The 23,974-nt window shown below is 40.7% G+C and carries 22 protein-coding genes; 16 read left to right on the top strand and 6 right to left on the bottom strand.

Features of this window, described 5'->3' with window-relative positions:
* Positions 1-127: 127 nt before the first annotated feature.
* The 6 genes from FTU75_RS04800 (at position 128) to FTU75_RS04775 (ending at position 8,205) form a co-directional block, all read left to right on the top strand.
* Entirely contained in the window at positions 128-2,143 is a 2,016-nt protein-coding gene (locus tag FTU75_RS04800; RefSeq protein ID WP_180115277.1) for a hypothetical protein, read from the top strand.
* A 96-nt stretch (positions 2,144-2,239) separates the two neighbouring features.
* Complete coding sequence (locus FTU75_RS04795; protein WP_180115276.1) at positions 2,240-3,955, top strand: AAA family ATPase; 1,716 nt, start codon at positions 2,240-2,242, stop codon at positions 3,953-3,955.
* Positions 3,956-4,199: 244 nt separating this feature from the next.
* Positions 4,200-5,120, top strand: coding sequence for a LysR family transcriptional regulator (locus tag FTU75_RS04790; protein ID WP_078189020.1), 921 nt, complete (start codon positions 4,200-4,202; stop codon positions 5,118-5,120).
* 69 nt (positions 5,121-5,189) lie between these two features.
* A complete protein-coding gene (locus FTU75_RS04785) occupies positions 5,190-5,456 on the top strand; it encodes a gamma-glutamylcyclotransferase family protein (protein WP_257223711.1) in 267 nt (88 codons plus the stop codon).
* Positions 5,457-5,706: 250 nt separating this feature from the next.
* Positions 5,707-6,717, top strand: a complete 1,011-nt coding sequence (locus FTU75_RS04780) for a sensor domain-containing diguanylate cyclase (RefSeq protein ID WP_180115275.1) — start codon at positions 5,707-5,709, stop codon at positions 6,715-6,717.
* A gap of 321 nt (positions 6,718-7,038) precedes the next feature.
* A complete protein-coding gene (locus tag FTU75_RS04775) occupies positions 7,039-8,205 on the top strand; it encodes a CynX/NimT family MFS transporter (RefSeq protein ID WP_257223710.1) in 1,167 nt (388 codons plus the stop codon).
* Positions 8,206-8,237: 32 nt separating this feature from the next.
* Here FTU75_RS04775 and FTU75_RS04770 read toward each other — a convergent pair whose 3' ends face one another.
* Positions 8,238-8,693, bottom strand: coding sequence for a DUF441 domain-containing protein (locus tag FTU75_RS04770; protein WP_111885075.1), 456 nt, complete (start codon positions 8,691-8,693; stop codon positions 8,238-8,240).
* A 151-nt stretch (positions 8,694-8,844) separates the two neighbouring features.
* Here FTU75_RS04770 and FTU75_RS04765 point away from each other — a divergent pair, with 151 nt between their 5' ends.
* Entirely contained in the window at positions 8,845-9,561 is a 717-nt protein-coding gene (locus tag FTU75_RS04765) for a pseudouridine synthase (protein WP_180115273.1), read from the top strand.
* Positions 9,562-9,701: 140 nt separating this feature from the next.
* Here the strand turns inward: FTU75_RS04765 and FTU75_RS04760 are convergent, their stop codons facing one another.
* From FTU75_RS04760 to FTU75_RS04750, 3 genes are all read right to left on the bottom strand, one after another.
* Complete coding sequence (locus tag FTU75_RS04760; RefSeq protein ID WP_168378877.1) at positions 9,702-10,145, bottom strand: GNAT family N-acetyltransferase; 444 nt, start codon at positions 10,143-10,145, stop codon at positions 9,702-9,704.
* A gap of 97 nt (positions 10,146-10,242) precedes the next feature.
* On the bottom strand, positions 10,243-10,590 hold the full coding sequence (locus FTU75_RS04755) for a type II toxin-antitoxin system RelB/DinJ family antitoxin (protein WP_180115272.1): 348 nt from the start codon (positions 10,588-10,590) through the stop codon (positions 10,243-10,245).
* Between the two features lie 112 nt (positions 10,591-10,702).
* Positions 10,703-11,608 (bottom strand): pseudouridine synthase, encoded by a 906-nt coding sequence (locus FTU75_RS04750; RefSeq protein WP_180115271.1) that lies wholly within the window; start codon positions 11,606-11,608, stop codon positions 10,703-10,705.
* Positions 11,609-11,743: 135 nt separating this feature from the next.
* On the opposite strand from FTU75_RS04750, the gene tsaE reads away from it, so the two are divergent.
* The 4 genes from tsaE to hfq all read left to right on the top strand — a co-directional run bounded on the left by tsaE (position 11,744) and on the right by hfq (position 15,778).
* Positions 11,744-12,223, top strand: coding sequence for a tRNA (adenosine(37)-N6)-threonylcarbamoyltransferase complex ATPase subunit type 1 TsaE (tsaE, locus tag FTU75_RS04745; protein ID WP_180022517.1), 480 nt, complete (start codon positions 11,744-11,746; stop codon positions 12,221-12,223).
* The gene (mutL, locus tag FTU75_RS04740) at positions 12,213-14,225 is read left to right on the top strand and encodes a DNA mismatch repair endonuclease MutL (protein WP_180115270.1); all 2,013 of its coding nucleotides are present in this window, start codon (positions 12,213-12,215) and stop codon (positions 14,223-14,225) included. Before tsaE ends, mutL begins: the two co-directional genes overlap by 11 nt.
* Before the next feature lie 6 nt (positions 14,226-14,231).
* Positions 14,232-15,176 carry a tRNA (adenosine(37)-N6)-dimethylallyltransferase MiaA gene (gene miaA / locus FTU75_RS04735; protein ID WP_180034682.1) on the top strand — a complete coding sequence of 315 codons (945 nt, stop codon included), beginning with the start codon at positions 14,232-14,234 and terminating at the stop codon, positions 15,174-15,176.
* A 92-nt stretch (positions 15,177-15,268) separates the two neighbouring features.
* The gene (gene hfq, locus FTU75_RS04730; RefSeq protein ID WP_180023922.1) at positions 15,269-15,778 is read left to right on the top strand and encodes an RNA chaperone Hfq; all 510 of its coding nucleotides are present in this window, start codon (positions 15,269-15,271) and stop codon (positions 15,776-15,778) included.
* A gap of 153 nt (positions 15,779-15,931) precedes the next feature.
* On the opposite strand, the gene FTU75_RS04725 is transcribed toward hfq, so the two are convergent.
* On the bottom strand, positions 15,932-17,239 hold the full coding sequence (locus FTU75_RS04725) for a peptidylprolyl isomerase (RefSeq protein ID WP_180115269.1): 1,308 nt from the start codon (positions 17,237-17,239) through the stop codon (positions 15,932-15,934).
* A complete protein-coding gene (locus tag FTU75_RS04720; RefSeq protein WP_180115268.1) occupies positions 17,239-19,719 on the bottom strand; it encodes an LPS-assembly protein LptD in 2,481 nt (826 codons plus the stop codon). The genes FTU75_RS04725 and FTU75_RS04720 overlap by 1 nt, the downstream gene beginning before the upstream one ends.
* A 120-nt stretch (positions 19,720-19,839) precedes the next feature.
* Here FTU75_RS04720 and FTU75_RS04715 point away from each other — a divergent pair, with 120 nt between their 5' ends.
* The 5 genes from FTU75_RS04715 to FTU75_RS04695 all read left to right on the top strand — a co-directional run bounded on the left by FTU75_RS04715 (position 19,840) and on the right by FTU75_RS04695 (position 23,950).
* Positions 19,840-20,853, top strand: a complete 1,014-nt coding sequence (locus FTU75_RS04715) for an aminoglycoside phosphotransferase family protein (RefSeq protein ID WP_180115267.1) — start codon at positions 19,840-19,842, stop codon at positions 20,851-20,853.
* Positions 20,853-21,542 carry an N-acetylmuramate alpha-1-phosphate uridylyltransferase MurU gene (gene murU / locus FTU75_RS04710; protein ID WP_180115266.1) on the top strand — a complete coding sequence of 230 codons (690 nt, stop codon included), beginning with the start codon at positions 20,853-20,855 and terminating at the stop codon, positions 21,540-21,542. The genes FTU75_RS04715 and murU overlap by 1 nt, the downstream gene beginning before the upstream one ends.
* An 84-nt stretch (positions 21,543-21,626) precedes the next feature.
* Positions 21,627-22,259 carry a 16S rRNA (guanine(527)-N(7))-methyltransferase RsmG gene (gene rsmG, locus FTU75_RS04705; protein ID WP_180003083.1) on the top strand — a complete coding sequence of 211 codons (633 nt, stop codon included), beginning with the start codon at positions 21,627-21,629 and terminating at the stop codon, positions 22,257-22,259.
* A gap of 24 nt (positions 22,260-22,283) precedes the next feature.
* On the top strand, positions 22,284-23,066 hold the full coding sequence (locus tag FTU75_RS04700) for a ParA family protein (protein WP_180034688.1): 783 nt from the start codon (positions 22,284-22,286) through the stop codon (positions 23,064-23,066).
* Positions 23,063-23,950, top strand: a complete 888-nt coding sequence (locus FTU75_RS04695) for a ParB/RepB/Spo0J family partition protein (RefSeq protein ID WP_111885065.1) — start codon at positions 23,063-23,065, stop codon at positions 23,948-23,950. Before FTU75_RS04700 ends, FTU75_RS04695 begins: the two co-directional genes overlap by 4 nt.
* Positions 23,951-23,974 lie beyond the last annotated feature (24 nt).

Here is a 23,974-nt window from a genome sequence, read left to right as displayed (position 1 = left end):
TTTTCAAAATAATTCCTTTGCATTGACCTTTTGTACAGCTATTTGGCTGATTAATGGCAGTAGTCGGAGCATTAAACTTTGACTATAGTGAAGGTTGAAAAATAATCAACAATCGTTAGGGCGGAAGATGGAAAAGACAAGCTTGACCCCGCAGCTAGAGCATATTGCTCGGCAACTTATTCGAATATCTCCAAGTTTAAAGCAGTTGTATCAAGAGCAAATGGATCTTGCTACAGCACTCAATTCACAAAATATCTTTAAAATTGAGCAAGAGCTGCACCGCATTCAACTGTGTAATGGACTGTGGACCTTACAGCTACAAAGCCGTGAATCGATTGGCTATCAGTTTCCTAGAAGTCCATTTAGACCCATCAAAATTGCTGAATTGCATACGACAGTGCCATGTATTGAAGTAGTAGAAGATTTCTTATTTCATGAATTATATTTTTTTACTGGCGACCTAAAGCCGCAACATTCACTCTTGCTCAGAGAAAAAGCACAGCAATTTAGACAATTGATCTTACAGTCGGTTTTTCTACATCTAAATGGGCCAGCGCGTGTTCAGCAGTTTTTAGCACAGATGACAGCAGTTGAAGCGCAAATTTTTGATCAGTTGATGCAAGAGCAGCAGATTTATCAGACACCGCTATTACAAACGTATATCGAATGCCAAATCTGTCTACCCCATTGGTTGGTGCAAAAGATTGAGCAGATGTTTGCGCTTCATTCACTTACAGAAGCTGAAATATTGCCGATACAGCTCTTGATGGATAGTTTGGACGAGATTTGTTTTGCTACAGCACAATTTTTAGATCCAACGATTTACCGGATCATGAGTTTGAGTTATGAAGATCGGTTCAATTTACAAGAATTAAATGAACATATAGAAGATATTATTTTGTTGCTCGACCATGCATATGAGCGTCCCAATTTGTTGGGTTTTATTCGTTTGATGCATCGGGATGTTTGGGCAGAGCAGGACATATTAAGCCACAGTAATTTTGTGCAAGCTACAGCAATTTGGCAAAAAAAATGTGGAAAACTCCCTTTACTCGATAACAACCGTGCAGTGCGATGGATGTTCAAGCAGTCAGTCGAAGTGTTGGATTGGCTGAGTCGTAATTTTCAACACAGTAATGTACGAGTGGCTGTGACGGCATTAAGTTTTGTCGATACGCAGCATATTCATCCCGCATTGATTCTTACAACCTTACAACATTTTCAATTTGTTGCAGCGCGCTTATTTATTCAAAATTGTCATACGATTGCGCATGAACATGATTGGTTTAATCATGAAAAAAATCTACAGTTTGTTTTACAACGAAAATATCAACAACATGATGATCACCGTGTTGTCATCAGCCCATCAATTTTGTATTTAGATGAGTGGTTGATCTTAATGCGACAGGTATTAGGCGCGGAGGATCAGGCCATAAAAAAAGTCTATCTACCTTTGAGCCGTATTATGCAGGCCTATCTGCAGCATTTATTACGTTGTACACAGCATTTACCGCAGGCTTTGATGGATTATATCCGTCTAGAAACCCAAGAAAATCGCCAGTTTTTAAGTATGTTACGACTGCATAAAATTCAACTGCAGGATTTTCGAAATTTATTTTATTTAAAGCATGCTAATTTAAGAGTATCTGTATTTGATGCCTATGTGCGTGACTATGTTAGTGCGACTTATTCTACAGGTGATACAGTCCCTAAAAATATTACCTGGAATGGGGTCTTTCATCAGGCGATGCATTGGCATGCCAAGCAACAAAAGCAAGAAGTGTTAACTCAATTAAAGCGTAAATTTGAGACAACAGTCTGGCAGCCATTTACAACAGAAGACAAAATATATTTTCAAGAGTGGGTCTTTGAAGAATTAAAAACCATCGATCGAATTATTGATGAATCTATTCAGTTTAAACATTGTTTGGCATCAAGTTATAGCGCCAGTATCATTGCAAGAGTATATGTAGCTTTTCATATGTACCATCCCATTTTGCATGTATCGATGACTTTGGGCTGTCATGTGCAAAACCACATTTTGGTTTTTGATCAACTTGAGTATTCAAATAATACCCAAGCAGAAATAGAAAAAGTAAATATCGCCAAAGAATTTTTAAATAGGTTCAATAGCTTAAAGTAAGATTGGCAAAATACGGATTTAGTAAACTATGTTGTGCGCTTAACTTTTGAGTCAAAAATCGTTAGGCTATAGCCGTTCTTTTACGGTATAGGTCTTATGAAACAAGAAACTGCACTCAAGCTGCTCAAAGCAGGCGAAAATGTGTTTTTAACAGGTTCGGCTGGTGCAGGTAAAACTTATACTTTAAATCAGTACATCAATTATCTAAAAGCGCGCAAAGTACCGGTGGCAATTACGGCTTCTACAGGGATTGCTGCAACCCATATGAATGGTATGACAATTCATACATGGGCAGGGATTGGGATTAAAGATGCGATTTCCGAAGATGAGTTAAAGCGCTTAAAAGAACGTAAATATTTAAAAGAGCATTTGGAAAATGCCCAAGTTTTAATCATCGATGAAATTTCGATGTTGCATGCCAAGCAATTAAACTTGGTGAATAAAGTTTTAAAATTTTTTAAAGACAGTGAAGATGCTTTTGGGGGGATTCAAGTCATTGTTGCAGGTGACTTCTTCCAGTTACCCCCTGTGGGACGCAAAGGTGAATTAAACCGTGACAAGTTTTGCTTTATGTCTGAGGCATGGGTAGAAGCGAAGTTTCGCGTGTGTTATTTGACCGAACAACATCGTCAGGGTAATGACTATCTCAATGATATTCTAAATGCGATTCGTGCTCAGCAAATTACGGGCGATCATTTGCATGCTTTAAGGCAGACAAGTTCACAAAATATAGGTGAAACCTTTACGCGCTTGTATACCCATAATATGGATGTAGATAGTATTAACTATAAACATCTAAATGAAATTGAACAGGAATCTCGCCAGTTTGATGCTCAATGCGATGGTAATGACAAACTGATCGAAACCTTAAAATCTTCAGTGCGTGCGCCGGAAACTTTGACCTTAAAGAAAAATGCCAAAGTGATGTTTGTAAAAAACAACTTTGACGTGGGCTATATCAATGGCAGCCTCGGTGAAGTGATAGGTTTTGAAGAAGATGATGAATATGGCATCTTGCCTAAAGTAAAACTCACTGATGGCACGACCTTGGTGGTAGAACCTGAAACATGGTCTATCGATAATGATGATGGTAAAACCATTGCCAGTTTCCAACAAATTCCACTGCGTTTGGCTTGGGCGATTACCATTCACAAATCTCAAGGGATGACCCTTGCAGCGGCTGAAATTAACTTGACGCATACTTTTGAGAAAGGTCAGGGTTATGTGGCATTATCGCGTTTAAAAACATTAGATGGTTTGCGTTTACTTGGTTTTAATGAACAAGCCTTAGAACTCGACAGTTTGGCCATTAAAGCTGATCGACGTTTTCAGGAACTCTCTGACGAAGCGGAAACCAATTTTGCAGAGGTTGATTTAACAGTACAACACAAAGCCTTTATTCGCCATTGTGGCGGAACACTGAATGAAGTGGAAATCGAGCGCAATGAAAAGAAAATTGCCAAAACTGGAGCAAAACAAAGCTTTGCCACAGCGACTTTAGATCAAACTCGGGAGTTGTTTGAGGAAGGTTATGAAATTCAAGATATTGCAGTGGAGCGTGGTTTAACGCCAGCTACGATTATTAATCATTTGGCTCGTCTGCAAAAAGAGCAAGGCTTGGATATCTCGGTGGCACATCCGGGAGAAGACGTGGTTGAACAGGTGCGTAAAATCTATAAACGCTTGGCGAAGCGACAAGACCCAGCACATTATAATGATGACGGCACGGTTAAGCTGCGCCCAATTGTGGAGTTGACCAGTCCACGCATGGGTTATGACCAAGTTCGTTTGGCTTTATTATTTGTGGAATAACACATTCTTTGGATTACATGCATTTAAAGCCAGATTGATCAATCTGGCTTTTTTAATAAGGGGCATCGTGTTTATTTTCATCCTTTGCATCTGCTTATAAACGATGAATTGGTGGTTAAAGTTCCAAATAAAACTTTAAATGAATAAAACTTAATAAAATAATGATAAGATGAGTATAATTCATTAATGCTTTGCGAAAACTATTCGATTGCAAAGTTGCTCCCAAGTTTAGTTGAGAACAATCATGTTGGAATTACGCCATCTCAAAACCTTATTGGCACTCAGAGAACACGGTTCTTTGGTCGCTGCATCTAATGATCTGTGTTTAACGCCTTCTGCACTTTCACACCAGTTGAAAGAACTCGATCATTGGTATGGGGTTGAGGTGGTAAACCGACGCACACGTCCTGTGACCTTTTCGAATGTGGGGCAACGTTTACTACGCCTTGCCGATGACATTTTGCCGCAAGTTCAAATTGCGCAATCGGACATTACACGTATTGTGCATGGTCAAACTGGCCGAATTATTTTTTCTTCAGAATGTCATAGTTGCTTTGACTGGCTGATGCCGTTATTGAATGTCTACCGTCAGCAATACCCCGATGTAGATTTGGACTTTGCTTCTGGCTTTGAAGCCAATCCGCATGAACTATTACAAACGGGCGAGTTTGATCTTCTGATTACGGCAGATCCGATTAATTTAAAAGGTGTGGAATATTTCCCAATCTTTGAATATGAGTCTCGTTTGGTATTGTCGAATACACATCCATTGGTTCGTGCGACAAATGTGACTGTTCAAGAATTAGCAGAAGAAACGCTGATTACCTATCCGGTCGATAAACATCGTTTAGATATCATGGCAAAATTATTTTTACCGGCCAATATTCAGCCTAAACACGTCCGTACTACAGATTTGACCCAGATGCTGATTCAGTTGGTTGCAAGTGGTCGTGGTATTGCGGCATTACCAGATTGGGTGGTAAATGAATATGAACAAAAAGGTTGGGTGACCTCTCGACGTTTAGATTGTGTTTCACCTGAAGGTTTAAGACGGACATTGTACGCCGGTTATCGTACCGAAGAGGCTGAAAAAAGCTATTTTGAAGGCTTCCTAAAACAGTTGGCCAAATTCTCACAAAAACGCAATCAATATTATTCCAACTAAGGAGGAGCTATGACTCAGAGTCTTTTTGTATACGGGACATGACGTCTAGGTCAGCCCAATGCACACGTGATGGAGCGTATTGGTGGCGAGTGGAAGAAAGGTGTAGTTTGGGGTGAATTAGAACATAAAGGCTGGGGTGCGGCGATGGGCAGTCCGGGTATTCGTTTATCGGAGGCAGGTCAAGCCATTGAAGGCTATATTTTTATCTCTGAAAACTTAGCCGCACATTGGGCGGCTTTAGATGAATTTGAAGGGGCTGAATATCAACGTGTGGCTGTCGATGTGCAATTGGAAGGCGGAGAATGGATGCAGAGTGAAATTTACGCCTTGAAATAATATTGAGGGGAGAGTCGTAAAATACGTGGGTCATCCATACATCATGACTTTCCCTAACCTTCGAAATATTTATCGATGATTCTGCTTGCTCTGTTTTTTCCTTGAGTGCTTTTTTTTAAGAGCAGTATTTGAAAGAGTTGTATCTAAAGTGCTTGAATGAACAGAAATCACTTTAAGATTGCTATACAAGTGGATGAATAATTTTTAGAATTGAGCTGTATCTCATACTGAACACTGTTTGAACTCAATCATGCCGAATACTATAGAACCCTCACCAACTCAACTCATGTCTGTGATTCAAACGCAGACAGCTATTGCCAAACTGGGTTTAGATCTAAATGCAGTGATGACCGTGGTCGCAGAACAGGCGCAGCAGATTACACATGCTAAAGGTGCAGTTGTAGAGTTGGCTGAAGATGGTGATATGGTCTATCGTGCAGTGTCTGGTGGGGCGAGCCATTTACTAGGTTTAAGACTACATATTGAAAACAGCTTATCAGGTCTATGTATTGCACAAAAACAAACACTGTATTGCCAAGATTCGGAAAAAGATGCACGGGTAGATCGCGTGGCATGTCAACGTGTTGGATTGCGTTCGATGGCAGTAGTGCCATTGATTCACTGTGATGAAGGTGTCGGTGTTTTAAAGATTTACTCTGATCAAGTCGATGCCTTTCAGGAAGCTGATTTACATATATTGAGTTTGATGTCTGAGTTGATCGCTGCGGCGATGTACCATGCGACACGTTTCGGTGCGACAGAGTTATATAAATTGGCGACTCAAGATAGCTTAACAGGCTTAGCCAATCGGGCTTTGTTTGTCGACTTTTTACGCCAAGGGATAGAAAAAGCACGTGCGCAGAAAAAAGTACTGGGTATCTTGATGATTGATATGGATGGTCTGAAGCCGATTAATGATCAGTTTGGACATCGCATTGGGGATGCTGCACTGAAAGAAATTGCACAGCGCATTTTGCGTGAAACACGTCAAGATGACTTGGTTGCACGCTTGGGTGGTGATGAATTTGCTGTGATCTTAACCAATATTGCCAACCTAGAACGTGCACAAACGGCGATGAATCGAATCGCAGAAAGTTGCGGACTGCCGTTTGCATTTGAGCAAATGAGCTTGAAAATTGGTGCCAGTATAGGCATGGCTTTATTTCCAGAAGATGCTCAATCTATCGATCAATTGGTCGAAATGGCTGATTTAAAAATGTACGCCAATAAGCGTGAACGGAAACAAATCAATCCTGAATAACTCACTGCCTAAATATCTCACTGCTGAAATAATTCACTCATAGTTATGCAGGTGAATTCCTTCACTACCGCCAAATTATTGAAAGTATCAGAAAAAACATTTTTGATGGGAATACGTGTTGTCTCAAACAATTGCAGATGACATGACTAAGTATCGTTGTTTAATTTAAATCAAAGTGCGCTTAGCATGTGACGGTGCAAGATGATTAAATAATTGAAAAATCATCTAAGGTCATTTGTTTTTTGACTCAAAATAATATTTTGAATTGTTAAGCTGTGCACTATTGCATGGCGAAAAGAGCATGACAATTCAATGAAAGGGATGTCAAAAGATTTATTCATTATTGCGGCAGGTTTTATTGCTGCAATGCATATCGGGAAATTACCGCCCGCGATACCTGTATTACAGCAGCAACTTGGTATTAGCTTTATTCAGTCTGGTTTATTGCTTTCATTGGTACAGGGCGCAGGAATGTGCTTTGCATTGTTGATTGGTAGTTATATCCAAAAAATTGGATTTAAACTGTGTATCTTATTGGGCTTAAGTCTATTGACGATAGCAAGTGCATGGGGGAGCTTTGCACAAAGCTTTGATGTCTTATTGCTACTGCGTGTCATAGAAGGATTTGGCTTCTTATTGGTGACACTCACAGGGCCTGCATTTATCCGTCAGCTTGTACCGCTACAGCACATCAGCGCAAAGATGGGACTGTGGAGTGCTTATATGGGCGGAGGTATGGGCATAGCCTTATTGGTTGCGCCATTTCTAATTGCTCAATATGGTTGGAGTGTGGTTTGGCTCAGTTTCGCTATGATTACTGCAGCATTACTACTCTGTATCGCTATGTTTATTCCTCAGCCTAATGTGGCGCTGAATACAACACCTATTGTTGGTCTCATTCGGGATACTCTGAAACATCCTGCAGCATGGCTTTTGGCGCTCATTTTTGGGACATATGCAGGGCAGTGGTTTGCATTGGTGGGCTTCTTACCGATGATTTATGCCCAAAACCAAATTTCAGCAGAACTGGCGGGTGCTTTAACAGCCAGTGTTGCCGTTGCGAATGCTGTGGGCACATGGGGGTGTGGACTGCTATTGCAGCGTGGTTTTCAAGCTAAAACTTTAGTCCAACTGGGTTTTGCTGTTTTGATCATTTGCTCCTTAGGGTTTTATCTCTCTAAAGATGCGTTACCTTTTTTACTGCAATATTTAACGGTGTTTAGTTTTTCGCTTTTTGGAGGCTTGGTTGCTGCGACGGTCTTTGCGCAATCACTGCATTTTGCACCTTATCCTGCGGCAATTAGTACGACGATCGGCATGATTTTACAATGCTCTGCCATTTCCCAATTTGTTCTGCCACCTGTGATTGCCACCGTAGTTTCACAAACTGGAGCGTGGTTTTGGGCGGGGATCTTGATGTCAGCATTATCATTCGTTGGAATCATGCTTAGTCGACGTTTATTTCAAATGCAGCATGGCTCAAATTAAAATTTTGTTAAACCGCTATGTCAGCAACGGCCTTATTGTTTAATCCCAATCAGTAGCGACAAGATGCCTGCTGCAATGAGTGGGCCGACAGGTACACCACGCAGCATGGCAACACCTGCGACTGTCCCAATTAATAGTCCGGCAACCACATCTGGCTGATTGGACATCAGTTTGACACCACGTCCGCCTAGCCATGCGACAAAGATGCCAATGGCGATTGCGACGAGGGATTTCCAACTTAAAAAGGATTTTAAAATCGAATCACCGGGTATTTTTCCGCTAGCGATCGGCGTGAGTACGCCAATGGTTAAAATAATAATGCCAATGTTTAAGCCATATTGTTGCAGATAGGGGAAAAATTCACTTAAAGGCGTGATGCGGAAAACAATCAAGACACCTGCTGCTATGGTGATCGCTGTATTGTGGCTAAAGATGCCACAAGCCAATAACACCAATAACACGATCAGATTTAAATCCAACTGAGACATAGGATATTCGTGAGAAACTTCAATAAATAATCAATAGTGTAGCGCAGAAACATTAAAAACTGGCGTTCAAGATCATTTCCGCTATTTTTCCTGCAAGTTGGCTCGTTGTTCAGTATAAAATAGCAATATATGGTGTTTATTAGGTTGTTCTATGGTTTTGGAAAAAATGCTGCAATCACAAGGTTTTGGTTCGCGTAAATATTGTCAACAGTTGATTAAAAATGGTGTGGTCGAAATACACGGTGAGATTGTAGATAATCCAAAGCAAAAACTAGACTTAAATGATTTAACTTATAGTGTATATGGTCAGGACTATGTCTATCGTGAGCATATATATATTGCGTTAAATAAACCCCAAGGTTATGAATGTTCGCATCAGGCAACCCATCATTTTAGTGTTTTTGAATTATTTGATGATGTGCTGTTAAATCGTGGTCTGCAATGCGTCGGGCGACTGGATCAAGACACCACTGGACTGTTGCTGCTCACGGATGATGGTCAATATCTACAAGCGCTTACACACCCTAAAAAGCATGTTGCCAAAGTGTATTCGATGCATACCGCAGATCCTGTGACACCTGAGCAAATACAACAATTAGAACAAGGAGTGGAGCTTCGAAACGAAAAAGGCATCTTCGCTGCAACCGATGTACAGCTATTGGCTTCACATCAATTACAAATGACTGTCCATCAAGGGGTATATCATCAAGTGAAGCGGATGTTGGCGGCTGTCGGTAATAAAGTTGAAACTTTACATCGTGCTCAAATTGGACAATTAAAGCTTGATGATCTCGCTGAGGGTGAGTGGGTCTATTTGAATGCGGTGCAAATTGAACAATCGAAATTTCGTGAAAATATCACTGCATAGTAATGTGTACTGGGCTTTGATATGTCATCATTCAAAGGATGAATGTGTGGTATTAAAGCCCCTAAATATGTCTGCTAATTATTGATTTAAAGATGCGTTTCTAATATGCGTTGATTGTGTATTTAATGTAGAGCAAGGCATTAACGAATAAAGTAATGATAGGTTTGAAATTCATCATCTTTAATGAAGCCCATCGATTCATAGAGCTGATGCGAGTGATAGTTATTTTTTTGAGTTTCGAGGCTGATTCGAAGCGCGCCTTCATGTTGAGCAAAGAGAACTGCAGTATCGATCAATTGTTTGGCTGAACCTTGACGACGATATACAGGGCTGACATAGACATCATCTAAAATATAGTAGGTTGAACAAGCTACAGATGAAAAGCCTAAATACAGTAAGATAAACCCAGTAATCACATCATCTTTTAAGCAAATAAAAATTACGCTTTCATTATTTTCAAAACGTTGTCTTAGAAATTTATATGAGATATCAAGATTAGAAGAGGTGCCATAAAATTGGCGATATTCATCAAATAAAACAGCAAGTGGATGAAGGTCTGCTTCTGTTGCGCGTCGAACGATCATTTTTTCTATACTCCATGCTATTTTTATCAGTCTTGCATGAAGCATATCGAAATTTCGAAATTGGTTGATTTATAAATTGTTTATAAATGCGACAGTGTTAAGTTTTGTCACCTTCACCCAAAATTGCATTGAGTTCTTCAAACAAGTCGAGATGATCATCATCTAATAATAGATCATTATTTAAAATTTCTAATTCAGCAGGGCTAATTTCAATGGTTGAAATAGCTTGGGCTTCTTGTTGTTTTAATTTGCGTAACTTAATCAATTGTTCAATATTGATATTTTGGTTTTCAATAGAGAAGGGGATCGATTTGGTTAAAACAACTTGTTTAAAGAATAGTCGTACAGCCTGTGCAGGTGTAATGCCTAATTGTTTAAACACGGCAAAGGCCTGTTTCTTTTCCTGTGAATCGAGACGGATTTGGTAGACTTCAGTTTTTCTCATATTCTTAGAAAGCTTTTAAATACTTAACTTTTCGCATTTATTCTAATCAAAACTGTTATAAATTCAAGAAAGTTTGGCAGTATTTTATCAATTTAATGTAATGACAATCGATTTACAGTGTCAATTCATAGGCAGAACTGAATTGAAAAGCCTGCTCTGTCACAGGATCGATAAACTCAAGCTGTTTCGCAAGTAGTTGTAAAGGTTGGCTGAAATCGTCATCTGCCTTATGTTGTACTACTGGATAAAAGGGGTCATTTTGAATTGGAATGCCCAAAGCATTTAAATGCACACGAAGTTGGTGTTGCTTGCCGGTATGGGGATTTAATTCATACTTTGCATGGTTTCCATGCTGCTGGAGGAGCTTAATGTATGTTTCACTATTAGGCTCACCATCTACCAGTTGCATTGTATAAAATGGCTGACCTTTTTCCATACGATAGCGAGTTGTGATTGGGAAATTTAAGTCATCTCGATAAGCTGCAATGGCATGATAGGTTTTTTGAACTTGCCGCTTGGCAAACATCTGTTGATATAGCCCACGGCTTTCGACACATTTGGAGAAGAGAACCACACCGGCAGTTTCACGATCTAAACGATGAATCGATGTCAGGTGTTCAAGCTGCGTTTGTTTTTTGAGTCGAACCAACAAGGTTTCTTGTACATACTGACCGGTCGGACTCATGGTGAGAAAATGCGGTTTATCGACCACGATGAAATGATCATTTTCAAATAAAATCTGATGCTCAAAGGGAACGTGGATTTCATGCGCTAAGAATCGATAATAATAAACATGACGATTTGCTTCAAAAGGACTGTCTATCGTTAAAACGTCACCATCTGCAGCATAGACTAGACCATCCTTAAATCGTTGTTGCCACTCCACTGCTTGGATATGAGGAAATTGCTCACACAAATATGTATAAACGGTAGAGGCTTGTGTGTGTTGACCGTCAAGGAAGACTTTGCTGGCACTGACACCATTGATCATCGGGGGAGTAAATTCAAAACTATGCATGAAGAAAGATCTAAAAACTGAGCAAATAAAGCAGAGAACACATCATGAAAAATGCTCAATCTATAGTGTGAACATATCCATTTTAGCCGGTGCGATGCTATCATATTTAATTCTTATGTACATGTTGTGAGTAATATGCAGTATTCATTCAGTCTGGAACTTAATAGTGAAGTCGATACCCAAAACTTAGCTACCGTACTGGCGACGCATTTTACGACGGGTGTAGCGTATTTAATTGGTGACTTGGGTGCAGGAAAGACCACGTTAACACGTTATTTTTTACAACACTTGGGTCATCAAGGTGCGGTAAAAAGTCCAACCTATACATTGGTTGAACCTTACAATATTCAAGGACAAGATATTTTTCATTTTGATTTATATCGTCTGAATGACCCCTATGAGCTTGAACTTATGGGTATCCGTGATTATTTAGAAACGCCGAACGCCCTATTTTTATTTGAATGGCCATCTAAAGGGGGCGACGAAATCCCTGCGGCTGATTTAATTATTAATATTGAAAAGTCTGCGGATGAAAGCACTCGTACAGCGACTTTAAGCTCTTCTTCAGAAACTTTGCAAAACGCTTTGGAGCAGAAATTTAACCATGCTGAATGAAATCAGTGCCCGCCGCATTCGAACGCTTGATCCTGCTTTAGCCAACCAAATTGCCGCAGGGGAAGTGATTGAACGTCCCGCTTCTGTGGTCAAAGAATTACTAGAAAATGCCATTGATGCAGGGGCGACTGAGCTGATTGTTCGTATTGAACAAGGCGGCAGTACACTGATTGAAATTATAGACAATGGTCGGGGTATTCACCCTGAAGATCTACCTTTGGCGGTCATGCGCCATGCCACCAGTAAAATCCAAACTGCTGAAGATTTGCATGCCATTGTAAGTCTAGGTTTTCGTGGGGAAGCCTTGGCTTCGATCGCTGCGGTGTCTCGTTTGACATTGACCAGTAGCCAAAATGATGACGGTGTAGGCTATCAGGTCGAAGTAAATGGCACTGCATTTGATTCACAAGAAATTCAGCCTGTGGCAGCGACGCAAGGCACCACCATTCGTGTGCAAGATTTATTTTTTAATGTGCCTGCACGGCGTAAGTTTCTCAAAAAACCGGGGACTGAGTTTGGACATATCGAAGAAATTGTCCGTCGTTTGGCACTGACCCATTTTGATATACGTTTTGTCCTTGAGCATAACAATAGTATTAAGCTGAACTTGCCTATTGCAGACAGTGGCGCGCTGCGTTTTCAGCGGGTACAACAATTATTAGGCCGTCAATTTACTGAAAATGCGTACTGGATAGATGCTGATAGCGTCAATATGCGTCTCAGTGGTTGGTTAGGCCATCCTTCAGATGCACGTGCGCAGGCCGATATGCAATACGTATATGTGAATGGACGTATCGTAAAAGACAAGACCGTTTCACATGCACTTCGCATGGCTTATGACGGTATTTTGCATGGGCATCAACATGCCGCTTATTTGTTGTTTATGGAAGTCGATCCTGAAAATATCGATGTGAATGTGCATCCGACGAAGCATGAAATACGTTTTCTAAATCAACGTGAAGTACATGAGTTTGTCCGCCATTTTGCCAAATCGACTTTAGCGCAATTTCAAACTGCGACAGCTGAATTGTCATCTGCAATGAAACTCGATGGGCAGGCACACGAAAATATCATTCCGCAGCCGCGTCATCAGGAACAATTTTCATTACATCAACCCCAGCCAGTTGCAGAGCAAGGCACAAATTTTGTCAGTCCAGAGATCGCAGGTGGACTCACTGACTTTAGTTCGCCAGCTGCTGTGCAATATGCTTCAAATCATGCGCTAACAGGGCAGGAAGCTTATACACTGCAATATTCAAATGCGTCGAACAATAGCACTGGATATCAATCAAATTTAGCGGGTTCCAGACAGCTCAATAATGCATTGCAAAGTTATTTAGCGCCTTTACGTCAAACTGAGTCTACAAATGATCCTGATAGTTCTTTGGCTGAACATATTCAGCAGAAAGTCGATGAGCATCCTTTGGGGATTGCCATTGCGCAATTGCATGGTATTTATATTTTGGCCCAAAACACCGAAGGTTTAATCATTGTTGATATGCATGCGGCGCATGAGCGCATCGTTTTACAACAAATGAAAACGGCTTGGGATAAACCTGAGTTTTGGACATCACAGCAATTGCTGATTCCTAAAGTCGTGAGCATCAGTCGGATGCAAGCGATGCGCGTCGATGAGCTCAAAGAACAATTGGCACGATTAGGTTTAGAAATAGACCAATATGGCGATGAGCAAGTTATTGTCCGAGGTGTTCCTGCCATTTTGCATAAAGCCGACTTTGATGCGCTGATTCCAGATTTATTAAATGATTTAGACCCAAGTGATCAGGTTGCAGGGTTACTACAAAAGCGTGATCAAATATTGGCAGGCATGGCCTGTCATGGTGCTGTACGCGCACACCGTATTTTAAGTCTATCTGAAATGAATGCATTACTGCGTCAGATGGAACAAACTGAATTTGCCAGCCAATGTAACCATGGGCGTCCGACGTGGCGTGCGTTTCCATTGGCACAGCTAGATAAACTTTTTGCTCGGGGAGAGTAGTTTTACATGTCAAATCAATTGCCGGTCATCAACTTAATGGGACCAACTGCAAGCGGTAAAACCGCCTTGGCATGTGAGTTATACGAGCAAGGTGGATTCGAATTAATTTCAGTCGATTCTGCTTTGGTTTTTCAGGATATGGATATTGGTACGGCCAAGCCGAGTAAAGCTGAGTTGGAGAAATATCCACATCATTTGATTGATATTATCAGTCCGCTAGAAGTGTATTCGGCAGCGAACTTTGTGGAAGATGCGTGTGTACTGATTGATGATATGCATGTACGAGGTAAAACACCGATTTTAGTCGGTGGTACAATGTTGTATTACAAGGCTTTATTGGAAGGGTTGTCTTCAAACTTACCAAGTGCAGACTATGCTGTACGTGCTGAAATTGAAGCCAAAGCTGAGTCGCAAGGTTGGGATGCTGTATATGCAGAACTGTGCAATGTAGACCCATTGGCAGGTGAAAAATTTAAACCGAGTGATAAGCAACGAATCATTCGTGCGCTCGAAGTTTTTAAATTAACAGGTAAACCCATTACGCAGTTACAAGCTGAGCAACCTAAAAACGTACCATACCGTTACAATTTTCATAATTACGCATTATTGCCAGACCGATTAGAATTACATGAGCGTATAGCTCAACGTCTAAAAACAATGTGGGAAATTGGATTTTTAAATGAAGTGAAAGCTCTCATTGAAAAATACGATTTAGATGAAAATTTACCCTCTATGCGCTCAGTTGGATATCGTCAAGCTTTAGATTTTTTGAAAAATAGTGATCAAAGTAGCGAAAAACAGCGTGAAATGGAGGATAAGGCACTTTTTGCAACACGACAACTTGCAAAACGTCAATATACTTGGTTAAGATCTTTGCAAGAAACGCATAAATTTACTACATATTTAACTGCGCAGCAGGCTCAAGAAGACTTGCGAAAGTGCTACGGATAAAGCAAAATTTACAGACTACCTTTTTGATAATTTTTAATTGAAAAGTAAAGGTAGCTTTTGCGCTGATTTTTATTATTTTTTGGAGTTATAACATGTCTAAAGGTCAAACTTTACAAGATCCGTTCTTAAATTCTCTCCGTAAAGAACGTATTCCTGTGTCGATCTTCCTTGTCAACGGTATTAAATTACAAGGTCATATTGAATCTTTCGACCAATACGTTGTTTTATTAAAAAATACTGTAAGCCAAATGGTTTACAAACACGCTATTTCAACTGTTGTTCCAGCACGTAACCCACGTCCTGCTGGTGCTCCTGCTGGTGCTCAAGGCGCTGCCGGCTTCGGTGGTCAACAAGGCGGCTTCGGCGGTCAACAAGGTGGCTTTGGTGGCCAAGGCGGCTTTGGTGGTCAAGGTGGCTTCGGTGGTCAAGGTGGCTTCGGTGGCCAAGGTGGCTTCGGTGGTCAAGGTGGCTTTGGCGCTCAAGGTGGCTTCGGTGGTCAAGGTGGCTTCGGTGGTCAAAGTGGATTCGGCGGTCAAAATGCTGGTTTTGATGGCGAAACTAAATTTGAAGATGCTCAAGACGACGAAAACAACAATCGTTAATTGAATTAAAAAAACCTCCCAAATGGGAGGTTTTTTTTGCCTATAAAAGAGTAGATTGTTTTCACAAAGGGTATGTAATAATTACTAAAGTGCTGAATGATGATAAGAATCGACATAAAAAAACCAGCCGAAGCTGGTTTTTTGTTTATTCACTTATTTCTTTTTACGATCTAGAGTAGGATCTTTAATTTCAACATAGGCATTGTTGCGAATTTCACGTAACCAGCTGTCCAGTTCAGTGTCAAATTGACGCTCACCTAAAATCTGACGGGCCATACGTTCTTGTACTTCATGTGTCATATCTTGTTGACGTGTATCGGTCACTTGAAGGATGTGCCAACCAAACTGTGACTGAAAAGGCTTGCTGATTTCACCTTTCGCTGTTGATTTCATCATTGCTTCAAATTCTGGAACCATCACACCTGGGCTAACCCAACCTAAACTACCACCATTGGCAGCAGAACCAGTGTCATTCGAGAACGTTGAAGCCAAGACCGCAAAATCTTCACCCTTTTGCAGGCGATTATACAAGTTGTCGATCATTTGCTTGGCATTTTCAGGACTCACGACCTCAGATGGTTGAATCAGGATATGGCGAGTTTGGTATTGAGGAACAATGGCTTTTTGTTCTCCACTTTTACGGTCGACCAATTTTAAAACATGAACGCCATCACGTACTGAAATTAGTTCAGTGGTTTGACCAACTTGCAAAGGTGCTACACGTGCAGCAAGTTCATCTGGAATATCAGATAAGTTGCGGAAGCCCATATCGGCACCGTCAACTTTAATGTCTTTGGTGCTGTATTTGCTAGTAACCGCTTTTACATCGTTGCTTGCTGCAAGTTCTTTACGAATTTCTTCCGCGATTTTAACGGCATTATCACTGCTAGCTACACGTACATGTAAGACATGAACTTGATTACCTAACGCAGCTTGACCTTGTGGTGAGCTTAAGAAGTTTTTCACATCTTGGTCACTGATTTGAATGCGAGAAGTGACCAACTGTTGGCGTAGACGTTGTAAAGCGATGTCTTCAGCGATACGTGCACGTAAACCTGCATAGGTATTTGGTGCAACAGCATCTAATTTTTGCTGAAACGCTTCTAAGCTTGGAGAGCCGGCATCTTTCGCAACTTTAAGTACGGCTTCATTGAGCGATTTTTCATCCGCTTTGACATTATATCGTTTAACCTGTTCAAGCTGTGCTTGGCGCGAAATCAGCTGTTCTAAAGCTTGTTGCTGCAAATATTCAGTCGGTGGGACGGTTTGTTTTTTTGCTTGAAATTGATGAGTGATCTCGGCAATGCTTTGATCAAGATCACTACGTAGAATCACGCTATTGTCAACGACAGCTACAATTTCATCTTTAGGTTGCGCAGCAGCAAATACAGATACAGAAGTCGATAGGCAAAGTGCCAAGGCTGACGCTTTAAAAATTTGTTTTAACTGTTTTGTCTTCATTAACGTTCTGTCCAAGATTGATTAATATTGTTAAAACCCAACACTCGGTTTTCAAGCAAAGAGGTTAATTTATTGTTGAAGCCACCTAAACCTTTTAGGGTGAACTCCGCCATAATGGCACGTTTTGGTTTAACATCTGAAGATGTTACATCATCTAAATCGTTATAGTACGAACGACCATAAACTGAAACACCCCAGCAGCATGACTCGTAGTTCACACCAAGTAAATATTCACGCGCAATACTGTTGTCGAGGTCATATTGTGCATGACCAATAATACGCCAGTTATTGTGTATAGGTTGAATAAACGATGCTACTGCTTGGTCATAGCTGTCTTGGCGGTTAGGAATGTATTTACGATAGAAATAACCGACATTGTATAAATTGCCTTTATTTCCTGTGTAATACATTTGAATATCACGCTGAGCATTATCACCATTCGCCATCCATGCTGAATTGGCATTCACACTGATGCTGTCAGATAATTGGCTAGAAATGCTCACGACAGGGCCGGTATGGCGTTCGGTATCAAATTTATCAGAGACGTTGTTCAGTGTGACACGACGGTCTTCAAAATAGAAACTTTGACCCACGCTAGCTTTTAAACGCTCAAGACCAACATCATCAAATAAACTATAGCTCAAGCCTAGAGATGCGAAGTTGTTGTCTTCTAAACGGTCATTACCATAGAACCGACGCGGGCTAAACAATTGGTCATAATTAATTGACGCTGTGGTTGAGTCAAAGTTCGGGTTAGCGTCTTGGTTTTTGTATGGAGAATACGCATAAAAGAAACGTGGCGTTAAGGTTTGTAGATAACGACCTTCACGCTCCATCACAAGACCCGCATCTAAAGTTAATTGCGGTACAATGACCGATTTACTTTCACTACTAGAGTGATTGTTATTTGTATTTGCACGATCAACGGTATCTTGGTCGTAAATCGTGTTGACGTTACGAATAGACACTTCTGGTATTACAAAAGACCATGGGTTACGATAGTTATAACGCACACTAAAGTCGTTATAAATACGTGCACCACTTGGCTCATACATTGTCGCATCACTATTGTTTTGCGGAATATTATCGCCACGCAGATTCTTTTTAAAATACGCTGTATCGTTATTGAATTCGTACTGTAAGCCGAGCGGATTACCATTCTTGTAGTTCAGTAGGAATTGCGGCAAGCGCGCATATGGACGGTCTTCATCACTGACAGTTTTATCCAGTGTTTGGAAGTCTTCAACTTTAAGCTGTGCTTTTAGGCCAGGGATACCATTTTTATAATTGAGTTCCCATGCACGGCGTAAGTTTAGGTCAGTTTTTGAGTTTGGATTATTATTGAGATCTGAGAAATAGTCTTTATCAGATGCATAATTGTATTCTAAATTGGTTGTAAATTGATCGTTAATTTTCCAGTTATGTAGGAAATGTAAGTCTTTACGATCCTGATCATCATACTTTTGGTCGGATGGTAAATAACCACCCCACACCATCCCTGAACCAAAGTTTTTTGTCAAATAACGGAATTCGCCTTCCATCATTGCGCCACGGTCTGCAATATAACGTGGTGTTACTGTAGCATCATAGTTTGGCGAAAGGTTTAAATAAACTGGAACTGCAAGTTCAATACCGCCATCATTGGTAAAACCAAAGGTTGGGGTCAAAATACCTGTGGTACGACGGTCATCAATCGGGAAGTTGAAATAGGGCACAGCCATCACAGGAACATCTTTTACATAAAGTGTTGTTCCTTTGGTTTCACCACGACCGGTTTCTTGATTCAGCTTAATTTGGTCTGCTTGAATTTTCCATGTCGGTTTTTCATCGGGTGGACAAGTGGTATAAACAGCGTTTTCTAATTCGAGTGTTTCGGTTGAAGTGCGTGAAATTTTTTCAGCACGACCATGTGCATGTTGCTGTTCAGCAATAAAGAAGCTGTTATTTAAATCACCCTGTTGTGTTTTTAAATTGTAATCAATCGAATCACTTTGTGAAATCAGCCCAGACTGTGCCATTTGCACGCGGCCTGAAGCATTGGCATAGGTTTGGGTTTTATCAATTTTGATTTGATCGGCACGAATTTGACGACCTTCTTGGTCAATCAGAACATTACCTTCAAGAATGGAATCGCCATTCGGATCAAAATGACCATAGTCTGCGGTAATGGTAGAGGTTGCATCTTCTGGGGCAACAGCTTTTGTTGTTGGAGCAACTGGGGTAATCCATGTGCCTGTACAAAACGCAGAACTTAATTGATTGGTGTTACGAATCTGTGCTTCAGGTGCAGATTTATCGACATAATATTGTTCGAAGAACTGCTGCCCTGGATAAGCTTCTGAAATGCTTTGTTTGAGTTGTTCTGTATCGTCATCCGTGGACGGGTTTGAAACAGGTGCTGCATAGCTTGGTAACGAGCTACCACATAGAAGGGTTAAGATCGCAGTCGCTAAAGGATTAAATTTAAACTGATGCTTCATTTGTCTCATTAACCAGGTATGCTTAATCGCAATTAATTATTGTCGCATCATAGAGAAAAAGTTGATAAGTAGCTACACTTAGCACTTTAAAAACTCAGCCTGTATTAGAATTTATCGCAAATGAATACACAACGTGAACAATTGATACAAACATGGATTTCATCTGTACTCGGTTCAGATCAATTTGAAATTAACTTCTTAGCAGGCGATGCAAGCTTCCGTCGTTATGCACGAATCAAATTGAATAATAAAACATTTATGCTCATGGATGCACCACCAGAAAAAGAAGATTGTGGTCCTTTTGTGTCGATTGATGAATTTTTTGATGCACATGGCGTGCGTGTACCACATATCGTGGCCAAAGACCTCGATCAAGGCTTCTTATTGTTGGAAGATTTTGGTGATGTTTTGTTGTCTACGCTGTTAAATGATCAAACCGTAGACGCACATTATGCTCAAAGTTTTAAACAGTTGATTCAATTGCAGTCAATTGATGGAACTGCTCATTTTCCTGCATATGCCTATGAAAAGCTGATTTCTGAAATGGAGCTGTTAACCGATTGGTTATTGCCATCTCTACAAGTGCAGCCAACTGCAGAAGAATCGGCACTCATTAAACGTACCTTTGCTATCTTAGCCAATGCTGCATTGGCTCAGCCTCAAGTGGTTGTGCATCGTGATTTTCATAGCCGTAATTTGATGGTACTTGATGGTGAGCAAGATCAAGGCGTGATTGATTTCCAAGATGCAGTGATTGGTGCAGATACTTATGATTTGATTTCTATTACACGTGATGCTTATGTGCAGTGGAATGCAGATCGTGTTTATGCATGGTTTAAGACGTTCTATGATTTGTTACCTGCATCGGCTAAAGAAGATCGTAGCTTTGAGCAATTCAAACAAGACGCAGACCTGATGGCGATTCAACGTCATATCAAAATTTTAGGTATTTTTGTGCGCTTATTTGAGCGTGATGGTAAGTCAGGTTATCTCAAAGATTTGCCTCGTGTGATGTGGTATTTACTTGAAGAAAGTAAACCATATGCAGAATTACAACCTTTTATGCAATTTATTCGCGCTAAAGTATTGCCGAAATTTGAAGCCAAATACGGCACTTATGAGGTTGTTGCATAATGAAAGCCATGATTTTAGCGGCGGGTCTCGGAAATCGGATGCGCCCTTTAACATTGTATAAGCCAAAGCCTTTGCTTGAAGTGGGTGGAAAACCACTGATTGTTTGGCATATAGAAAAGTTAAAAAAAATTGGCGTAACTGAAATCATCATCAATTCTGCATGGCTTGCAGATATCCTGATTGGTACTTTGGGTGATGGTTCGCAGTTTGGTGTGAATATTCGCTGGACACGTGAAACGGAAGGTCTGGAAACAGCCGGTGGCATTATTAATGCTTTACCTTTGCTTGGGACAGAACCGTTTATTTTGGTGAATGGTGACGTTTGGACGACCTACGATTTTTCAGCCTTGCTCAATATTGAGCTAAAAGATGACTTGGCACACTTGGTCTATGTGACTAACCCAGCGCAACATCCGAAGGGTGATTTTATCTTGGATGCTGGGCGTAGTTATACCTTTGAGCAAGAACATGCAGGCGAGGCACTCACCTATAGTGGGATCGCAGTTATACATCCAAATATGTTTAATGGATTGGAAGCTGGTAAGCGTCCGCTCGCACCTTTATTGAAACAGGCTATGTTGGATGGAAAAATTTCTGCAGAGAAAATGCAAACTGCGTGGGTTGATGTTGGCACACCTGAGCGTTTAAGTGATCTAGATCTACAGATTCGCCAAGGCATGTACGATTAAGTGCATATTCGCTAAGCGTTAGCTACTGTTCCACGGCTTAGAAATCGGTATACTTCAGTTAATTTTTATTGAGATGTCTTCTTTATGCATCCTTTTTTTCAAGACTTAAAGCAAGGTAGTCAAAAGCTTGGCTTAGATTTGAGTGAAGAAGCATTAAATCTATTGCTGAAATACCAAGATGCCCTAGTGCTGTGGAACAAAGCGTATAACTTGACTGCTATTCGTGATCCTAAAGAAATGTTGGTTAAACATTTATTGGATAGCTTAAGTATCCTAAATGATTTGCCTGCAGGTCGTTTATTGGATATCGGTACGGGTGGTGGCATGCCGGGCATGATCATTGCACTGTGTCAGCCTGAACGTGAATGTGTGCTTTTAGATGCCAACGGTAAAAAAATTCGATTCTTAAAACAATTTATTGCTGACTTAAAACTAAAAAATGTCATTGCGGTACAAACACGTGTCGAAAATGAAGACAGCATTAATGAACTGGGACAGTTTGATGTGATCACCAGTCGTGCTTTTGCATCGTTAACGGATTTTGTGGATGCGTCTAAACCGTATATGCATGCGCAAAGTATTATCGCGTCGATGAAAGGCTTAATTCCTGAAGAAGAAGTTGAAACACTAAAAAGTGATTTCAAGATTGATATCGTTGCATTAAAAGTTCCACGACTTGATGAGCAGCGTCATTTAATTTTTCTTAAACGTATTTAAAATTTTCAAAGGACTGGGGTTACCATGGCTCAAATTATTGCGATTGCAAACCAAAAAGGTGGCGTAGGTAAAACCACAACGGCTGTGAACTTGGCTGCATCTCTAGCCATATTAAAAAAACGAGTTTTACTTGTGGACATGGATTCACAAGGCAATGCCACGATGGGTTCGGGCATTCAAAAAAATGATTTGTTGTATTCAGTCACGGATGTCTTACTTGGTGAAGTGCCAATTGAAACCGCTATTTATAAAGCGGAAGTGGGCTATAAAGTTTTAGGTGCAAACCGTGACTTAGCTGGCGTTGAGCTTGCAATTGCAGATCAAGACGGTCGTGAGTTTATTTTACGTGAAGCGTTGGCAAGCGTTGAAAAAGACTTTGACTATATTATTATCGATTGTGCGCCAAGTTTAAGTTTGATCACTGTCAATGCCCTTGCAGCGGTACGTGCTGTGCTGATTCCAATGCAGTGTGAATATTATGCCTTGGAAGGTTTGGCTGACTTAACCCAAACCATTGACCGTATTCAGCAAGCTTTAAACCCAGATCTAGAGATCGTGGGTGTGCTTCGTACCATGTACGATGCGCGTAATGCCTTAACACGTGATGTGTCTGCTGAGCTTGAACAATACTTCGGTCAGAAACTTTATGACACGGTCATTCCGCGTAATATTCGTTTGGCTGAAGCGCCTGCGCACGGTTTGCCAGTGATTTATTTTGAAAAAAGCTCGAAGGGTGCAGTTGCTTATTTGAACTTGGCAGCTGAGATGTTAAAAAAAACCAAAGTAAAAAAAGGAACTAAAGCATGACCGTAAAAAAACGCGGACTGGCTAAAGGTCGTGGTCTGGATGCCTTACTCGGCTCAATCCAAAAAGAAAAACTACAGCTCGAAGCAAAAGCTTTAGATCATGGACAGTTAAAACAAATTGATGTGCATTTATTGAAACGTGGTGAGTATCAACCGCGTCGTTTCATTAAAGAACAAGATTTACAAGAACTTGCTGCATCGATTGAAAAGCATGGTGTCATGCAGCCAATCGTGATTCGTCCTGTCGAAGATGAAAAGCATCCCTACGAAATTATTGCAGGTGAGCGTCGTTGGCGTGCGGCTCAGCTTGCAGGTTTAACCGAAGTTCCAGCCATTGTTCGTGACTTGAGTGACCAAGTGGCAATTGCCTTGGCATTGATTGAAAACATTCAACGTCAAGATTTGAACCCAATCGATCAAGCCATGGCTTTACAACGCTTCCATGACGAATTTGGTTTAAGTCATCAAGAGATTGCCGATACGGTCGGTAAAGCACGTACCACGATTAGTAACTTGCTACGCCTCTTGTCTTTAGCGGATCAAGTCAAAGACTTTATGCAGCAAGGTTTGCTCGATATGGGGCATGCACGTGCGATCTTGACGTTAAAAGCCAAAGATCAGCTTAAAGTTGCTGAAATGGTGATTGAAAAAAGTATGTCTGTACGTCAAACCGAACAATTTGTTCGTGATTTGAATGCACCAAAACAACAAAAAGCTAAACCAATTGTTTCATCAGACATTCAACAACTGACACAACGTCTCTCTGATCGTTTCAGTGCAGACGTGAAAATTGATCATAATAAACAAGGGAAAGGCAAGCTGGTGATTAGCTACCATACTCTTGAAGAGCTAGATGGCATTTTAAATATTTGTCTAGCTGAATAATTTTTAAATTCGATTTATTGGGGA

The organism is Acinetobacter sp. YH12140, from assembly GCF_013418475.1.
GTDB classification, from domain to species: Bacteria; Pseudomonadota; Gammaproteobacteria; order Pseudomonadales; family Moraxellaceae; genus Acinetobacter; species Acinetobacter amyesii.
This window is presented reverse-complemented; position numbering and strand designations above follow the sequence as displayed.

What these genes read in the sequence shown, in the direction of transcription:
- FTU75_RS04780 (WP_180115275.1), top strand. Translation starts at nt 5,707, where the DNA reads ATGCCGAATACTATAGAACCCTCACCAACTCAACTCATGTCTGTGATT.
- FTU75_RS04750 (WP_180115271.1), bottom strand. Translation starts at nt 11,608, where the DNA reads ATGCATAGTTTTGAATTTACTCCCCCGATGATCAATGGTGTCAGTGCC.
- FTU75_RS04720 (WP_180115268.1), bottom strand. Translation starts at nt 19,719, where the DNA reads ATGAAGCATCAGTTTAAATTTAATCCTTTAGCGACTGCGATCTTAACC.
- FTU75_RS04785 (WP_257223711.1), top strand. Translation starts at nt 5,190, where the DNA reads ATGGAGCGTATTGGTGGCGAGTGGAAGAAAGGTGTAGTTTGGGGTGAA.
- FTU75_RS04800 (WP_180115277.1), top strand. Translation starts at nt 128, where the DNA reads ATGGAAAAGACAAGCTTGACCCCGCAGCTAGAGCATATTGCTCGGCAA.
- FTU75_RS04795 (WP_180115276.1), top strand. Translation starts at nt 2,240, where the DNA reads ATGAAACAAGAAACTGCACTCAAGCTGCTCAAAGCAGGCGAAAATGTG.
- hfq (WP_180023922.1), top strand. Translation starts at nt 15,269, where the DNA reads ATGTCTAAAGGTCAAACTTTACAAGATCCGTTCTTAAATTCTCTCCGT.
- murU (WP_180115266.1), top strand. Translation starts at nt 20,853, where the DNA reads ATGAAAGCCATGATTTTAGCGGCGGGTCTCGGAAATCGGATGCGCCCT.
- FTU75_RS04715 (WP_180115267.1), top strand. Translation starts at nt 19,840, where the DNA reads ATGAATACACAACGTGAACAATTGATACAAACATGGATTTCATCTGTA.
- FTU75_RS04790 (WP_078189020.1), top strand. Translation starts at nt 4,200, where the DNA reads ATGTTGGAATTACGCCATCTCAAAACCTTATTGGCACTCAGAGAACAC.
- miaA (WP_180034682.1), top strand. Translation starts at nt 14,232, where the DNA reads ATGTCAAATCAATTGCCGGTCATCAACTTAATGGGACCAACTGCAAGC.
- FTU75_RS04770 (WP_111885075.1), bottom strand. Translation starts at nt 8,693, where the DNA reads ATGTCTCAGTTGGATTTAAATCTGATCGTGTTATTGGTGTTATTGGCT.
- FTU75_RS04775 (WP_257223710.1), top strand. Translation starts at nt 7,039, where the DNA reads ATGTCAAAAGATTTATTCATTATTGCGGCAGGTTTTATTGCTGCAATG.
- FTU75_RS04695 (WP_111885065.1), top strand. Translation starts at nt 23,063, where the DNA reads ATGACCGTAAAAAAACGCGGACTGGCTAAAGGTCGTGGTCTGGATGCC.
- FTU75_RS04725 (WP_180115269.1), bottom strand. Translation starts at nt 17,239, where the DNA reads ATGAAGACAAAACAGTTAAAACAAATTTTTAAAGCGTCAGCCTTGGCA.
- rsmG (WP_180003083.1), top strand. Translation starts at nt 21,627, where the DNA reads ATGCATCCTTTTTTTCAAGACTTAAAGCAAGGTAGTCAAAAGCTTGGC.
- mutL (WP_180115270.1), top strand. Translation starts at nt 12,213, where the DNA reads ATGCTGAATGAAATCAGTGCCCGCCGCATTCGAACGCTTGATCCTGCT.
- FTU75_RS04760 (WP_168378877.1), bottom strand. Translation starts at nt 10,145, where the DNA reads ATGATCGTTCGACGCGCAACAGAAGCAGACCTTCATCCACTTGCTGTT.
- tsaE (WP_180022517.1), top strand. Translation starts at nt 11,744, where the DNA reads ATGCAGTATTCATTCAGTCTGGAACTTAATAGTGAAGTCGATACCCAA.
- FTU75_RS04755 (WP_180115272.1), bottom strand. Translation starts at nt 10,590, where the DNA reads ATGAGAAAAACTGAAGTCTACCAAATCCGTCTCGATTCACAGGAAAAG.
- FTU75_RS04765 (WP_180115273.1), top strand. Translation starts at nt 8,845, where the DNA reads ATGGTTTTGGAAAAAATGCTGCAATCACAAGGTTTTGGTTCGCGTAAA.
- FTU75_RS04700 (WP_180034688.1), top strand. Translation starts at nt 22,284, where the DNA reads ATGGCTCAAATTATTGCGATTGCAAACCAAAAAGGTGGCGTAGGTAAA.